A 14,744-nucleotide genomic window follows, 5' to 3' on the forward strand; every position below is an offset into this window, starting at 1 on the left:
GTGATGAAAAAGATACTGTTTGCCTTGTGCTTGCTTTTGTTTGCCTCCTGTACCCGTGATGTGGTGTTGGTTCTTCCGCCCGTTTCTCCGCGCCTGGTGCTGAACGCTTCCGTTTCTCCGGATACGGATGTGACGGCTTTCTTGTCCAGAAGCTGGTTTGTCCTGGACACGGTCACGGACGACGGGGTTGCGGACGGCAACATACAAGTGTTTATAAACGACCGTTTGCAAGGATGTATGCAGCCCGTTCCCGATAGTCGGTTTGCAGGCCGGTATGTATTGCCCGGATGTCGTGTGAAGGCCGGTGATCGCTTGCGGCTGGAAGCCGGAGCAGAAGGTTTCGAGCCGATAGGAGGAGAGACGGTTATTCCGGACCCGGTGGAGATGTTGTCTGTCGATACGGTCCGTTTTACCCGTTTTGGCTATGCCGGATATGAATATCCTTCCATACGGCTGTATGTCCGGTTTCGTGACAAGCTGGATAAGCGGAATTATTATCGCTTGATAATCGAGAAGCTGACGGAGTATCAGAAAGGAGACAGCGTGATAACCTGTAGTTCGATGTATAGGTCGGAACCTGCTTGTTCGGGTTGGCTGAGTGTGGTTTATGAAGATCCGGTATTTCGTTCGACGGCGACGAATCCGGTTATCGAGCAGTTGGACGGGACGACTTGCCGGGGCACGTTTACGGATGATATGTTCGATGGCGAAGACTATACGGTCCGCTCTTCTTTCTGGCCTGTTGATCATTCCTTTAAGGGTGATTCGGTGACGACAACAGTGCATTATGATGTCCGCCTGGTGGCTATTTCGGAAGAATACTACCGGTATCTGGTCGTCATCCGTAATTTCTCGATCTCGTTGGGCGATGCTTATTTAGACGGCTTGGTGGAGCCTACTGCTACTTATACGAATGTCGAAGGCGGCTTCGGAGTCGTTGCCGGTTGCCAACTGGCCCATCGTCGTTTCACAATGCCTTTCGGTGACAAGGAACCTTATTGGACCCCGTTTACTGTTTATGATTGATTTTAAAAACTGTTTTGATTTTTTACAAACAGCCAGCTTTGTTATTTTGCTGTTGTTTTCGACTATGCTTTGAGTGTCTTTTGGGCCATATCCGCCTTTCTTCTTCGTCAGATAGCCCGCTCTCTTCCTCATCAGAGCGACGAATCAGATCCAAAAATACATCTCAAATCATGAGGCGAAAAAATCAAAACAGTTTCTTATAATTTTTTCGAATCGGATAGGGGTTTTTCCGTTTTTCCCGTCTTATGGATAAAATGTCAATAAAGATAAGATGAAGAAGTTAATGTTGAGAGGATGGTTTACCTGTGTTTTTGTGTGTTTGAGTTGTTTTTTGATGTCTGAGAGGTTGTTGGCAGAGGTAAACGGTGGAGATGAGGTTCGAACGGTTACATTGAACATGCGGAACGTTTCTTTGAAAGAGATTCTGGCAGAGATCGAGAAGCAGGCCGGAGTGACTTTTTCGTATGAATCATCTTTGTTGAAAGAGTTTCAGAAGACAAGTTTCAAAGTAGAAGATGCAGCACTGGACGATTGCCTGGCACAGCTTTTTGCCAGCTATCCGCTCGTGTACAAGAGGACAGGAAACATTGTCGTTCTGAAACACAAACCCAGGCAGGTCACGATCAGCGGTTTTGTGCGGGATAAAACTTCCGCAGAATCCCTGGTCGGGGCTTCTGTGTATGATGTCGGCTGCCGGTTGGGGATCGCTACGAATGCTTTCGGCTTTTTCAGCCTTACGGTACCCGCCTCTGATGATCCGGTACGGATCTCGGTATCTTATATCGGATATGAAAACCGGAAAATCGACTTTCCCGTGTTGGAACGCGATACGATGCTTACCTTGTTTTTACAGACGAATGCTTCGATCGGTGAAGTGGTGGTGACTGGCAATGAGCGTTCGTTGCGTTCGCCTGTCCACAGTGTGCAGATGGGGGCTTTGGAGGTAAATCAGGCAACGATCCGTGCTACTCCGACTTTGTTGGGTGAGTCGGATATTATTCGGACATTACAGTTGATGCCGGGCGTGTCGATGGGGACCGAAGGTGTCTCCGGCCTGTACGTGCGCGGGGGGAATGTCGACGAGAACCTGTTCCTGATAGACGGAAATCCGGTTTACCAGCTTAACCACTTGGGAGGAATATTTTCTGCTTTTAACGGTGAAGCGATCAAAAGTATGGATTTCTATAAGGCCGGCTTTCCAGCCCGTTACGGCGGTCGCCTTTCGTCGGTTGTCGATGTGCAGACGAAAGAAGGGAATATGAAGGAATTCCATGGGAGTGCATCGGTCGGATTGATTGCGGGGAACCTAAGTCTGGAAGGACCGATTATCAAAGACCGTACTTCTTTCTCGATCGCTCTGCGTCGTACTTGGCTCGATGTGATTACTGCACCCACACTGGCGATCTTCAATGCCGTGAAAAAAGATAAGAGTTCCGACATTAATTTCCGTTACGCCTTTCATGATTTAAATGCCCGTATAGACCACCGCGTCAGCGATCGGAGCCGTCTCTTTGTCAGCATCTACAATGGAAACGATGTGCTGAAGGCCACAAGTGAAGACAATCCGAGCAGAGATGGCTCGATCAGTTACTATCTGGATAAAACACAGGTTTCCATGCGCTGGGGGAATCTCGTCGCTTCCGCAGGTTGGACATATGCGTTCAATAACCGCCTATTCGGTAAGATTGCCGGTTTTTACACCCGTTATAATGCAAAAATATCTTACCGAGAAGAAGAAAAGTCGTGGGATTATAATAACGAAGCCTATTCCTTGAGTTTCGATGAAACGGTCAGCGCTTCAGGGATCAATGATTTCGGTGTCCGTACATCGTTTGACTATCAGCCGGTCTCCAACCATCATATTCGTTTCGGAGGCGATTATGTCCGGCATGATTTCCGTCCCGAATACAGCCGTTTCCTGACAGAGGAGGGCGATAAACCGGACTCTATGCAGGTCAGTAAAGTGTTCAGCAATGAGAAATTGCTGGCACACGAGTTGTCAGCGTTTGCAGAAGACGACTGGACATTGGCACCTACGCTCCGTCTAAACGCTGGAGTCCGTTTGAGCCTTTTCAATATCGACAGGAAAACCTATACAGGCGTCGAGCCACGCGTTTCTCTGCGCTGGCTGCTTGGCAAAGATCTTAGTTTGAAGGCTTCCTATTCGAGGATGAATCAATATGTGCACCTGATCAGTAACAGTTTCCTCAATTTGCCGACCGATTCGTGGATGCCTGTCACCCGCAATCTGAGGCCACTGGTCAGTGACCAGTATTCGTTGGGCGCCTACTATAACTGGAAGGATCTGGACTTCTCGATGGAAGGATATTATAAGGACAGCCGTAACCTGCTCGAATATAAGGACGGGCACAGCCTGGTCCCCTCATCGATCACATGGGACCGGAAGTTGGTTGCCGGAAAAGGATGTTCTTATGGTTTGGAATGGATGGTGAGGAGACCTGTAGGACGTACAACCGGCTGGATCGGGTATTCCCTTGCCTGGTCGGACCGCCAGTTTGACGAGCTGAACGGAGGACGCCGGTTTCCGTCTCGCTATGACAACCGGCATAAGTTGAATATTGTCGTCATGCATAAACTATCGAAACGCGTTGAACTTTCGGCTGCCTGGACCTATACCTCCGGTAATTATACCACACTCTCGACAGAAAGTTACGAGGGGTTGACCCCTCCGTCTAAAGATCCCTTTTATAATTTCAGGCAAGAACAGTTCGACTTGTATGGTGATCGCAATAATTACCGACTTCCGGCTTATCACCGCCTCGATTTGGGAATCAATATCTATCGTCCGAAGAAAAAAGGACGTATGGGCATCTGGAATGTCAGCGTTTACAATGCCTATTGCCGGATGAATCCTTTTATGATCGAAAAGACGGACGAGTACAATCCGGACGAAAGAAAGTCCTATCCCGTTTTTAAGCAATATAGTTTTTTACCGATAGTCCCGTCTATTACATACACGTATAAATTTTGAATGAAATGAAGGCAAACAAAATATTCCCGTTCCTGCTTCTCGTGGCAGTATTTTTTCAAAGTTGTGAACAAATCGTTGAACTCGATTCTTTCAAGCCTGCTCCGAAATTGGTGCTTAACGGGGTGACGAGAGCGGGTGAACCGGTTTGTGTCAACCTTTCCCGTACCTGGTTCCATACGGATGGAAAACCCAATCTGACGATTTCGGATGCGGATGTGAAATTATATGTGAACGGGCAGTTCAGGGAGCAAATGTCGTTTGTCGCTCCTTCCGAAGAAGGGCTGGCCGGCTCTTACAAGGCATCCTATTCACCTGCCACCGGTGATCGTATCCGTATCACGGCCTCTGCTCTCGGCTATCCTGATATTGCCGTGGACTCGGAACTTCCGAAGCAGATGGCGATTGAGGATTGCCGGTTGAAGGTGCAGAAAAACTTTTGGTGGGAAGATGATTCGACTTGCCAATATCTTGCCGATTACACATTGGAACTGACGGTTCAAGATCCTCCGGAAGAGGAGAATTATTATCTGGTTCATGGAAAAGAACTTCAGTATAACGGATATGGAAGTGCCGGATCGGAAGATTTCGAAGTCATTAAGGGCGACACCGCTTATTGGTATGCTACATACATCCGTTTTTCCGAAGACCCGTTGTTCAAGAATGCAGTGACCGCTTTCGATTATATTTTCGGAACCGGAAGTTCCGGGGATAACTATTGGGGAGCTTTCTCTGACGAACTGATAGAAGGACGGACTTATACTATGCGGGTTCCTATCGGGAATAGTTATACAATTTACCAAAACAAGGAAGACCAGTCGATCATTCATCCTAAGAAGTTCCGTTTTTATTTGCAGTCGATCTCTAAGGACTATTACGATTACTTGAAAATGTTACAGGAACTCCAATCCGGTTCTTTTACAGGTGATCTCGCGTCTGCCGGTTTTGCCGAACCGATCCGTCTCCCTTCCAACGTGGAAGGGGGAACGGGAGTGTTGGGTAGTGCAACGGAATGTATTTACGAGTGGGATGAAAGGGATATCATTACTTTTGAAGGTCCACGCTGACCGGATAATGGTCTGAAATCCCTTCTGTATCTATTCCGTTGTGGATGCGGGCATCGAGGCAACGGGAAACTAAGGACGGAGAAACCAGAATGTAATCCAACCGTTCGCCTATCCCGTGCAGACGAGTGTCGCCATGTTGCCATCCGTAGAGGAAAGCGGCCGGGAATGTCGTCCGTTTATCGGCAGGGACATACAGGCGGCATATGTCGGTCAATCCGATAGACAGGAACTTGGATAGAACCGAATAATCAAACCGTCCGTCACGCATATTCCGGTATGTTTCTTGTTCGGCATCCCATTTCTGCATGTTTTCGATGAGTTGGGCGTGTGTTTCCACCCAATCGGCATCGAAAGGTGAATAGGCGTTGAAATCTCCCATGACCATACAGTTGTCCAACTGGTTGTCCTGTATGTAGCTTGTCAGCATCTGTGCTTCTTTCAGCCGGAATTTCCAGTCGTGAGGGCTGAGATGGGTGACGATCATATCCAACCCATGCGTTTTTACGTGCAGCATACCGTGCCAGAAACCTTCCATTTGTTTCTTCACGACCGTGATCGGTTCGTTGGAAGTGATGCCGACCGGATATCCTTCTTCTTTCACGATGGCATAATACTTATGCCCGTATTCGGAGGCCAGTTGCCCTAAGTCCTTTTCTGTAAATCCGACCAGTTCGGTCATGGCCAGAATATCCGGTTGCTGCCCTTTTATCCAGTTGATAAAGTTGGCCCGTCGGGAAGCATCGTGTTCGAAACCGTTCCAGATGTTGTAGGAGATAACCCGCAGTTTTTCTTTTCCCGCCGGTTGCCCGTTGCTTGTTACGGGCAATAGCCATATGAATAGTAAGGTATAGAGTATATGAAGTCGTTTCATATTTGATTGGATTGAATGGTGCTATTTAGTCAGAGTAAAAGTAGCCAGTACTGCCTTATGATCGGTTGGCCAGACGGCAATCGGTTCGATAATCGGATCCGAGGTTTCTTCTGTTACCCGTTCGCCCCGGAGGATATCGCCTTTCGGACCGACGATACTTACGTCTGTGAGCGATAACCCTTCAAAAGGGGCGTACAGGATGAAGTCGATGCGGTCGCGGTCATCGGCTTCCGGTGACCAAACCAAGCGTTTGAGATCGATATCCTTGCAGTCGGCCGGACAAGTGAATCCGGGATATTTAACCGGGTCCGGATACAAGCTGCGGTAAGTGTCAATGAAACCGGCTTCAGCCAGCATCATGGAGCAGTCCCAGGGGACGACAGCCCCGTGGTGGTCGAACAGGTCTTTCGTCGCTTCTGTCCAATCGAGGTGCGAAGGTTCGTTGAAGTCACCGCCCAAGATAACGATGCGGCCGGCTTCACGGTCTTTTTGGGCTTCTGCTAAAAAGTTGGCGATTGCATCGTCGCGTACGGAAGCCTTGTTCAGAATCAGGATAGAATCGATGTTTGTCACCGGTTCTTCCTTCTCCCAGGTATTTCCGTCGTATCCGCGTACGTCATAGTAGGCGCAGTTCCGGTAATCTAGGTGAGCCGTGTAAACGGCAAATTCCTGGCCGTCTTTTTTGGATACAAGCCGGTATATGCTTCCCCGGTCGTCATTCAGGGGATAGACCGTTGTACTGTCCGAAATCGGATAACGGCTTAGCAGGCCGGAGTCTTCGGTATAGAAAGAGTAATAGGTTTTCCCTCTCTTTTTCAGCGCTTCCACGATCCGGTCACAAAAACGGGTGTTACGATAATTGCGGACTTCGCTCAGGGTGACGAAGTCTGCATTGCTGCGGACGATCTCGTCGGCCAGTGCTTCAAAGCCGCCTTCCACAACTGTCCCTTCTTGCCAGATATTAAATTGTAATACTTTGAATGTCTCTGTTTTCTGGCAGGATGACAGCCCGAAAACCATAAGTAGGAGCAACAGGAGTGTTGTCCTGATTCTTTCTTTTTTCATGTCAGTATGTGTTTTTGTCTACTATTTCTTTATGTTTAGTTACCGATCCGGAATGTCCCGATCTTGCCTGCCGGATAGAACATGAACTGGCGTTCCATCTTTCCGCGGATCGGATTGTATTCGTAGTTGATCCCTATGCCGACTCTGAAACCGCTGTCGTTCACCTTGAATTCGAATGCACCGCCTACGTTTGTATGGTTGTAGAACGGGTTCATCAGCATATGCGGGTTGTTTCGTTCGTTGTGGTCGTAAAATGTATATTGTCCCCATCCTCTCACCGTCATCCAGTCGGTTACATCATAGCTGGCCATCGCATTGAACCCGCCCATGAATTTGGGGGAAGGATTGAACGGTGTGAAATAACGTCCGCCGAAAGCGCCTCCCGACAGGGAGAACCGGTCGTGTGTCCATAGCAGTTCCGTATTGATCCGGGTAAGGCCGCCGACACCGGGCCATGTGTATTGTTGTCCGCTTGTGATAAAGGCCACTTGTTCGCTGACGGGAACGACCGATACTTCGTGAAAATCCAGTGCCATCGGCGAGACGCGTCTTAACATCGGTGTGTACGGATTGAAAAATGGCTGATAGGCGGCAGATGAAATGACCATATCCATCGGGCGCTCCTGTTCATATGCGGATTGGACAGGAAGGTCGGGAATGAATTCACGCAACTTGGCTTCGATCAGTTGCCTGTCCGATGGCGTGAAGCTTTTGTATGCGAATTTGGGTAGGTTCAAGTCGAAAACCGCCCGTTTGGGCACTGCCACCATTCGTCCTTCTTTTGTTCTGATCCAGGTCAGATCGGATTGTGCCTGCAGACATAATGCGCACAATAACAATATGATTAAACTAATTCCCCGCTTCATACAACAACTCATTTAATTTCTGCGAAGATAAAAATAAATTTAGATATTTGTGTATAAATAATGAAGATAGGTGCAACTATCCGGGAATCTGTTTCATCATATAATCAGAGAGTAGCAAGTATTTATGGACGAACAACTGTTAATCGACGGATGCAAGCGTGGAGAAGCATCGGCTCGTAAAGAATTATACGAGCTGTACGCACCTGCCATGATGAGCGTATGTGCCCGTTATGTCCATGACAGGGAGACGGCCCGCGATTTGCTTCAGGATGGATTTATCAAAGTATTCACCAAAATACAGACCTATTCGGCGACTGGCCCCTTTGGCGCCTGGCTACGAAGGGTATTTGTGACGACGGCACTCGAATATCTCCGTAAATACGATGCTCTCCGGTCGAGTGCCCCGATTGATGAATATGGAGAACAGGTTGAAGACGTGGATGTTTCCGTACTGGACCGTCTGTCGGCCGACGATTTACTGGAATGCATCTCCCGGTTGCCCACCGGTTACTGGACTGTCTTCAACCTGTATGCCATCGAAGGATATACGCATAAGGAAATAGCGGCTATGCTTCATATACAGGAGATCACTTCCCGCTCCCAGTTTGCGCGGGCAAGGAAAGCATTACAGGAAATGGTTCAATCTTTAATAGCGCAGGACAATGTCAGCAGAAACAGAACATAATGAACATTTAGACCTGTTCAGTTTGAAGGTAAGGCAAAAACTGGAAGATCACCGGCTACCCGTCGATATGAAGGGTTGGGAACAGATCGAGGCGAAGATGACCGAACGTCCGCGTCTTTCCGTTTGGAGGATCGGTGGCTGGGCAACTGTTGCCGCCGCTGTTCTTGCCCTGTTGCTCCTGATCCGTCTGTACCCGACCACTCCCGTTCCCACGTCCGGCACGGGATTGCAGGAGGAGGGGCAGATCGCCGAAAAGACGAATCCTAAGAAAATGGATACTGAAGAGCAGCAACCGGATAGAGGCGCTTCTTTTGCTCTCCCGCGTCAAGCACGGGAACGGATAATTGCCCATGTTGCACGAAAAGCGGTAGCCGCCCCCAGTCCTGTTGATACGATCGCTTGGGAAGAAGCTATAGGAGAAGAAGGAGAAATCGAGCTTCCTCCAAAATCGGAGGTTACGCACCCGTCAGCCGAAGTCCCTGCCATACGGCACTTGGGGCCGGAACCGGAAAAGCACCGGACTCAACAACTGCTCGCAAGGGCGGATAGGCCGGAGGCGAAGGGCGGCAGATGGCAGATCGGAGCCAATATGGGGACAGGCGGGCATTTATCGTTAGGTATGGGGTTAGATAACACTTATCAGGATGATATGAGCGACTCCCCGACGGACCCGGATGTGCCTCTTCCTCCCGTTCCTCCTGTTACGGACGACGAACCGGAATTAGAGATGGGTGGCGGCCCGGAAAACTTCTCCCAGGTGGATTGCGCACCGCCCTTGTCATTCGGGATAACCGTACGAAAGCACCTGAATAACCGTATCGCCCTTGAGAGCGGCTTGGTTTATACTTATTTGTACACGAAGTTGAGCCAGAACCGGACGATTAGCGGTCGGGCAACATTGGGTCTTCACTATTTAGGTATTCCAGTCAACCTGGTGGTTAATTTGTGGGACAATCCGAATTGGAATGTGTACGTCTCCGGTGGTTTCATGATAGAGAAAGGAGTGCGCTCCGTCTATCATGTGGAGGCATATAGCCTCGATGAGCAGAAATCTGCCACATACCGTTCCGGCATAGACGGACTGCAATGGTCGCTGAACCTGTCTGTCGGTGTCTCTTACCGTTTCTACCGGGATTGGAGTTTGTACCTGGAGCCGCGTTATTCTTATTATTTCGATAACAACCAGCCAGTGAGTTATCGCACCGAGAACATGACATTGATAGGTGTCGGGGCCGGGGTGCGCTTCGAGTTTTGAACGGATAGTTTTTCTTCCCCTTTATTCACTCCTCAGGCTTTTTACCGGGTTACTCGAGGCAGCCCGGTAACTGTGCCATCCTACCGTTAGCAACGTGATAGCCAAGACGATGCCTCCACCCATCAAGAAATAGAGCGGGGAAATGCTCACCCGGTTGGCGAAACTTTCCAACCAACGGTTCAGCAGCAGCCAGGTAAGAGGTGCTGCGATCACGAATGCCACTGCTATCCATTTGACGAATTGCCGGATCAGCAGGAACATGATGCTCCGTGTGCTGGCTCCGTTCACCTTCCGGATCCCGATCTCTTTGGTCCGTTGTTCAGTCGCGTACACAGCCATTCCGAACAGGCCGAAGCAGGTCAGGAAGATGCTGATGATGGAATACATCAACAGCAAGTTTGCCATATCGGTCGTTCTGCGGTTGCGTTGCATGAATACTTCGTATACATCCATATAGGTGAAATATTCGCTCGGGTTTACCTTCTTCCATACAGCTTGCAGCGTTTCCATCCCTTCCTTTTTCTGTTTGTCATTCAGCCTGACATAAAGCGTTCGGTAGTGTTGGTCACCGGCGTTGTTGAGGTAGATCAGGGATGGCATCGCTTCTTCTTCCAGTGTATTGATATAGAGGCCGCTGACAATCCCACAGATCGTACATGTCTGTTTAGGATCGCTGGGCAGGATGTCCCGGAAGGATTTGTCATACTGGCTGACCGGCTGACCAACGGGGTTTTCACCGGCCGGGATCAGGATGTCCGCATATCTCCGGTTGATGTAGACCGGCCGGCCGTATTTCCGCATCGCTTCCCGGGGAGGCAGTCCTTGAAGGATTTGCAGCTCCAAGGTTTGAAGGAAATCTTCTTCCCCTAAATATTGGACCGACGAATAGTAGGATTCCGACCCGTCCCTGTTCTTGATAACGATCTGTTGGAGCCAGGCGAAGAGGATGGAACCTCCGGCGCGTGTGACGGAGACTATTTCCGGCCTGTTCTTCAGTTCGGCTGCGAATGTGTTGACATCCAGTTTTCCGCCTTTCCAGCTTCCGATTTCGATCAGGTTGCGGTAGCATTCGCCTTTCTTCTGCGTCAGTCGCAATTGCGCGTAGATGGTGAGTGTCCCGATTACCAGCCCGATGGAGATGATATACTGCATGACGGAGAGGGCGGTGACGATTTTTCTTTTTTTGTTTCCGGTGAAGAACAGGCGGTAGTTACTATCCGTCAGGTTGGTGATTTTCCGGCTCATGTAACAAGCAGGGATAACGGACAGGATCAGGATCAGTCCGCAGATGACAGGCAGCACCTGCCTGTTCAGGAAAAATCCGGTAGTGATCCTCCCGGACATGATCCGGTTGAAAACGGGGATCAGGTCGTGGGCGATCAGCAACGATAGCAGGAAAGCGATGCCGACCGTGAGGAATGTATCCAGAAACAGCTGGTAATTCATCTCCGCTTGTGTGGCTCCCATCAGTTTCTGCGTGTGTATGATCCGTATCTGTTGAAGGATCCGGGAGAAGCTGAGGTTGATATAGTTGGAGCAGGCGATCAGCAGGATCAGCAATGCGGATATCAGCCCGATGAGTAACAGCGATTGTTGGGAACGGGCGATATAAGGAATCGACTCTTGCGGGTAGTGCTGGAAATAGGATTCTTGCAAGGTGTAGAAATAGTAGCGTCCTTTCTCCTGTTGCAGCGTAGGGACGCCGTCTGCCTTGATCTTTTGGGCGAATGCTTCTTTGTCGAACGAGGGGGAGACCCTTAGGAGGGCGACTCCTCCTCCGTAATAGTCCTGCCCGATACCGGTGAGCATATCGAACTTGAGGTAGGACTGAGGATGTTCTTTCAAGACGGCGGCAATTTGGAAAGGACGGGAAAGGGGCGTCATTTCGTTTTCCTGGCGCATGCCTCCGTCCGCCAGGTCTATTTGGACGATTTTTCCTACCGGGTTTGTCTTTCCGAACAGTTTCCGGGCGCACGATTCGCTCAGCGCGGCTTTGTCCGGGGCGGAAAGGGCGTCATGCAGGTTGCCGTACAGCACTTCATATTCGAAGAAGCGGGCGAAAGTAGTGTCTGTCCTGGTAATCAAGATCGGATCGTATTTCTTGTTCCCTATGGTGATGGAATTGCAGTCGATCGAGCTGAAGCGCAGGTAATCCTCCACTTCCGTATATTGCTCTTTTAGCTGGATCGGGATCTTTCCAACTATAAAAGAGGCCTTTTCTCCTGACTTCATTGGCGAGTCTTGCGCCATATAGACGATCTTTTCCTTGTTCGGATTATCCGCCTCGATGTTGAATTCATATATGACGAAGGCTACCAACAGATTTGTGCAGGCAATCCCGATCGCGAGGCTGACAATCGAAATAATGGAAAATGTTTTATTGCGCCACCAACTACGGAGGACCAGTTTGAGTGCTACAGCTTTCATGACTTTTGCTTTTAAATACGAATCAAAGCTATCCCCTTTCTGTGGATGTCGCAATAGATAGTTCTTTTTTCTTCGGGGAACCGCAAATTTGTCCAATTATTGGACAATGGGATCGCCTTTGAATGAAAGGGATTTTTTACTTTCATGCAAGTGTAACTTGTTTTCGACAATGTCGAAAATATACACGGCGACGTCGAGAATATACACGACATTGCCGAAAAGATATGCGACATTGTCGAAAATAAATTACACTTGCATCTGATTGCGGATTTCTTGGCAGAAAATAATAACTTTGTAGGAAGAAAAAAATGAAACTATGCTGGATGGAAAGATAGTCCTTGTGGATGATAACGAAGCGGTGCTGAAAACATTGAAGATGATTCTGGCACGTGAATTCAAGACGGTGGTAGGAGTGTCTGTGCCGACGTTGTTACCGGCTTTGTTGCGTGAAGGAGATGTCGATATTGTCCTGCTGGATATGAATTTTGTGACCGGACGGCAGGATGGAAGCGAGGGCTTGTTCTGGCTGGAGCGTATTGTCGACTGTCCCGATTCTCCTCAGGTGGTCTTGATTACGGCTTTCGGAGATATCGAACTGGCCGTTTCCGCCTTGAAAAGGGGAGCGGCTGATTTCGTTGTCAAACCGTGGGATAACGAGAAGTTGATAGCCACTTTGCAAGGAGCTTTCCGGCGCAGGAGGAAGGAGAGGGCAGAAGCGGCTTCCGTGAGGCGGATATCGGCGGAGGAGGAGAATGAGCAGGTTGTTTCCCTCTTGGTCGGATCTTTATTGAAAAAATATGCACAGGCGTATGGCAAACAGTTGCCGGCCGTCACGCCTGACGGACTTGTCAAGCTGTCCGGCCTGATCCGGCAAGGGGATCTTTCAGGTTTGCAGCAAACGATCGAGCGGGCTGTCCTGCTGACGGATTCGTCTTCGCTTGGTGCGGACGATTTCTATATAGAAGAAACCGCTCCTTCGTCCCGTCCGGTAACATTGGAGGAGATGGAGAAGCAGTTTATCCGTGAAGTGTTGCGCGAGAAGAACGGCAACCTGACACTTTGCGCCCAACAGCTGGATATCAGCCGGCAGACGCTTTATAACAAGATGCGGAAATACGGTTTGTGACCGGAAGGGCTATCCTTATCGTACGACGATCATTACATAATCCCGTTCGAATACTTTCGGATTGTCCAGCAGTTCGAGCAGTTTCTTTTGCTTGGGCGAGCCGGTGCGCTTCACCAGTTCGCGCATCTCGGTGACGGTGCGGAGCATATACAGGCAATCGTCCGTTTGTCCGTCCGGCCAGAAAGGCAGTCCGTCGTCCAGGTCGTTGATGAAGCCCCTGTTTTTGCCGGCAGGCAGCATAACCGTGCGTCCTTCTTCTTTCAGGTAGACGGCCTGATGGGTCAAGGTCGGCTTGTAGGTATATTCCCAGCCGATCCAATCGACGATCTTTCTGCCTCCTTTCTGGTAGAGGCCCATGAACAGCCCTTTGGGATTCTCATAGAAGGTCTTTAGCCATATTTTGCCTTCCGGGATTTTAGCGTCCTTCATCTCTTTCAGATGAAGTCCTTGCTCTCCATAACGGATCGCGTAGAGCGGGGTGACAGTTTGCGGATCACGCAGTTGGTAGACGGTGTCACAATAGGGGATCATGAATGTCATCTTGTCTTGTCCGGTGTTCCAATAGAATGTTTGAAAGAACGGAATACTGTCCGTCATCGTGCGCGGGGCCAATTTCCCTTCTTTCAACCGGAACTTGCAGAGTGTATCGCCTTGGAGGTTGAATGTCGTGATTCCGTCCGGTTCTCCCGCCGTTTCTCTGTAGCTGCACAAAGTGTAACCGGTGGAGGAAAAGCCGAGCAACCTGTCGCCACGCCGGCCGAGCTGGTATTTCTCGATGGGGCTTTCGGGGAAGAAGTAACTTTTGATTGTCAGCATCGTGTCCAATGGCGGCAAAACTCCGATGAAGGGGATGCTGTCTGTCCCGGTTCTCCGTGTTTCCTGTGTCTTTCCGCTGAGGGCGACATACATGCGGGTCGTTTTTTTGTCGTAGAACATGTTCTGTCCGTTCATCTCGTTGTTCCATTTATAGGCCAATGCTTTGAAGCCATATCGTTTACTCGGAATGCCTTGTTTCCGGTAGTAGATGCGCGGATTATTGAAGGTGATAAAAGCACCACTGTCCGGCAACTCGATAGCCTGGGTGACGGTGAACCGGGCGTCTCCGACGGTGTAGTATTCGATCTCGGAGGCGATCTGGCTCAGCTTCAACGGAACGGGATTTTCGGCGGCTTGCTCTACATCCACGGTTTTTACGGGTTCGGAACGGTCTATCCGGGCTTTCATCTGTGGAGCGGTCGGGATGTGTCGTACTTTTTCTTCTGTCTGTTTGCATCCTGTTGCTAACAGTAAAACAGACAGGATACTTATGGTAAAAAGGTGCTTTTTCATCTTGAATCTGTATTTGTAGCGAATGTAATGATTTATTA

General features: G+C 49.5%; 11 protein-coding genes. 6 read left to right on the top strand and 5 right to left on the bottom strand.

What is annotated here, in order from left to right:
• Nucleotides 1-3 precede the first annotated feature (3 nt).
• The 3 genes from NQ564_RS17605 to NQ564_RS17615 all read left to right on the top strand — a co-directional run bounded on the left by NQ564_RS17605 (nt 4) and on the right by NQ564_RS17615 (nt 5,082).
• Complete coding sequence (locus NQ564_RS17605; RefSeq protein ID WP_039848453.1) at nt 4-1,026, top strand: DUF4249 domain-containing protein; 1,023 nt, start codon at nt 4-6, stop codon at nt 1,024-1,026.
• A 271-nt stretch (nt 1,027-1,297) separates the two neighbouring features.
• Nucleotides 1,298-4,018, top strand: a complete 2,721-nt coding sequence (locus NQ564_RS17610) for a TonB-dependent receptor (protein ID WP_039848370.1) — start codon at nt 1,298-1,300, stop codon at nt 4,016-4,018.
• A 5-nt stretch (nt 4,019-4,023) separates the two neighbouring features.
• Complete coding sequence (locus tag NQ564_RS17615) at nt 4,024-5,082, top strand: DUF4249 domain-containing protein (RefSeq protein ID WP_008153008.1); 1,059 nt, start codon at nt 4,024-4,026, stop codon at nt 5,080-5,082.
• On the opposite strand, the gene NQ564_RS17620 is transcribed toward NQ564_RS17615, so the two are convergent.
• From NQ564_RS17620 to NQ564_RS17630, 3 genes are read right to left on the bottom strand one after another with little or no spacing between them, the layout of a single operon-like run.
• Complete coding sequence (locus tag NQ564_RS17620) at nt 5,060-5,953, bottom strand: endonuclease/exonuclease/phosphatase family protein (RefSeq protein ID WP_008153006.1); 894 nt, start codon at nt 5,951-5,953, stop codon at nt 5,060-5,062. The two genes, NQ564_RS17615 and NQ564_RS17620, sit on opposite strands and share 23 nt — an antisense overlap.
• 21 nt (nt 5,954-5,974) lie before the next feature.
• On the bottom strand, nt 5,975-7,018 hold the full coding sequence (locus NQ564_RS17625) for an endonuclease/exonuclease/phosphatase family protein (protein ID WP_008153004.1): 1,044 nt from the start codon (nt 7,016-7,018) through the stop codon (nt 5,975-5,977).
• Between the two features lie 35 nt (nt 7,019-7,053).
• Nucleotides 7,054-7,884, bottom strand: a complete 831-nt coding sequence (locus NQ564_RS17630) for a hypothetical protein (protein WP_008153002.1) — start codon at nt 7,882-7,884, stop codon at nt 7,054-7,056.
• Nucleotides 7,885-8,008: 124 nt separating this feature from the next.
• On the opposite strand from NQ564_RS17630, the gene NQ564_RS17635 reads away from it, so the two are divergent.
• Nucleotides 8,009-8,569, top strand: a complete 561-nt coding sequence (locus tag NQ564_RS17635; protein WP_008153000.1) for an RNA polymerase sigma factor — start codon at nt 8,009-8,011, stop codon at nt 8,567-8,569.
• Nucleotides 8,547-9,824 carry a porin family protein gene (locus tag NQ564_RS17640; protein ID WP_008152998.1) on the top strand — a complete coding sequence of 426 codons (1,278 nt, stop codon included), beginning with the start codon at nt 8,547-8,549 and terminating at the stop codon, nt 9,822-9,824. Before NQ564_RS17635 ends, NQ564_RS17640 begins: the two co-directional genes overlap by 23 nt.
• Nucleotides 9,825-9,845: 21 nt before the next feature.
• Here the strand turns inward: NQ564_RS17640 and NQ564_RS17645 are convergent, their stop codons facing one another.
• Nucleotides 9,846-12,251, bottom strand: coding sequence for an ABC transporter permease (locus NQ564_RS17645; protein ID WP_129650318.1), 2,406 nt, complete (start codon nt 12,249-12,251; stop codon nt 9,846-9,848).
• A gap of 316 nt (nt 12,252-12,567) precedes the next feature.
• Between NQ564_RS17645 and NQ564_RS17650 the strand changes: the two genes are divergently transcribed.
• Nucleotides 12,568-13,377, top strand: a complete 810-nt coding sequence (locus NQ564_RS17650; RefSeq protein WP_008152985.1) for a response regulator — start codon at nt 12,568-12,570, stop codon at nt 13,375-13,377.
• A gap of 15 nt (nt 13,378-13,392) precedes the next feature.
• On the opposite strand, the gene NQ564_RS17655 is transcribed toward NQ564_RS17650, so the two are convergent.
• Nucleotides 13,393-14,706, bottom strand: a complete 1,314-nt coding sequence (locus tag NQ564_RS17655; RefSeq protein WP_008152984.1) for a DUF4933 domain-containing protein — start codon at nt 14,704-14,706, stop codon at nt 13,393-13,395.
• Between the last annotated feature and the right edge of the window lie 38 nt (nt 14,707-14,744).

The sequence above is a fragment of the Parabacteroides johnsonii DSM 18315 genome, from assembly GCF_025151045.1.
Taxonomy (GTDB): domain Bacteria; phylum Bacteroidota; class Bacteroidia; order Bacteroidales; family Tannerellaceae; genus Parabacteroides; species Parabacteroides johnsonii.

Bases quoted from the DNA above. Each gene is read 5' to 3' on its own strand.
- NQ564_RS17605 (WP_039848453.1), top strand. From the start codon at position 4: ATGAAAAAGATACTGTTTGCCTTGTGCTTGCTTTTGTTTGCCTCCTGT.
- NQ564_RS17620 (WP_008153006.1), bottom strand. From the start codon at position 5,953: ATGAAACGACTTCATATACTCTATACCTTACTATTCATATGGCTATTG.
- NQ564_RS17650 (WP_008152985.1), top strand. From the start codon at position 12,568: ATGCTGGATGGAAAGATAGTCCTTGTGGATGATAACGAAGCGGTGCTG.
- NQ564_RS17640 (WP_008152998.1), top strand. From the start codon at position 8,547: ATGTCAGCAGAAACAGAACATAATGAACATTTAGACCTGTTCAGTTTG.
- NQ564_RS17625 (WP_008153004.1), bottom strand. From the start codon at position 7,018: ATGAAAAAAGAAAGAATCAGGACAACACTCCTGTTGCTCCTACTTATG.
- NQ564_RS17615 (WP_008153008.1), top strand. From the start codon at position 4,024: ATGAAGGCAAACAAAATATTCCCGTTCCTGCTTCTCGTGGCAGTATTT.
- NQ564_RS17630 (WP_008153002.1), bottom strand. From the start codon at position 7,884: ATGAAGCGGGGAATTAGTTTAATCATATTGTTATTGTGCGCATTATGT.
- NQ564_RS17655 (WP_008152984.1), bottom strand. From the start codon at position 14,706: ATGAAAAAGCACCTTTTTACCATAAGTATCCTGTCTGTTTTACTGTTA.
- NQ564_RS17645 (WP_129650318.1), bottom strand. From the start codon at position 12,251: ATGAAAGCTGTAGCACTCAAACTGGTCCTCCGTAGTTGGTGGCGCAAT.
- NQ564_RS17610 (WP_039848370.1), top strand. From the start codon at position 1,298: ATGAAGAAGTTAATGTTGAGAGGATGGTTTACCTGTGTTTTTGTGTGT.
- NQ564_RS17635 (WP_008153000.1), top strand. From the start codon at position 8,009: ATGGACGAACAACTGTTAATCGACGGATGCAAGCGTGGAGAAGCATCG.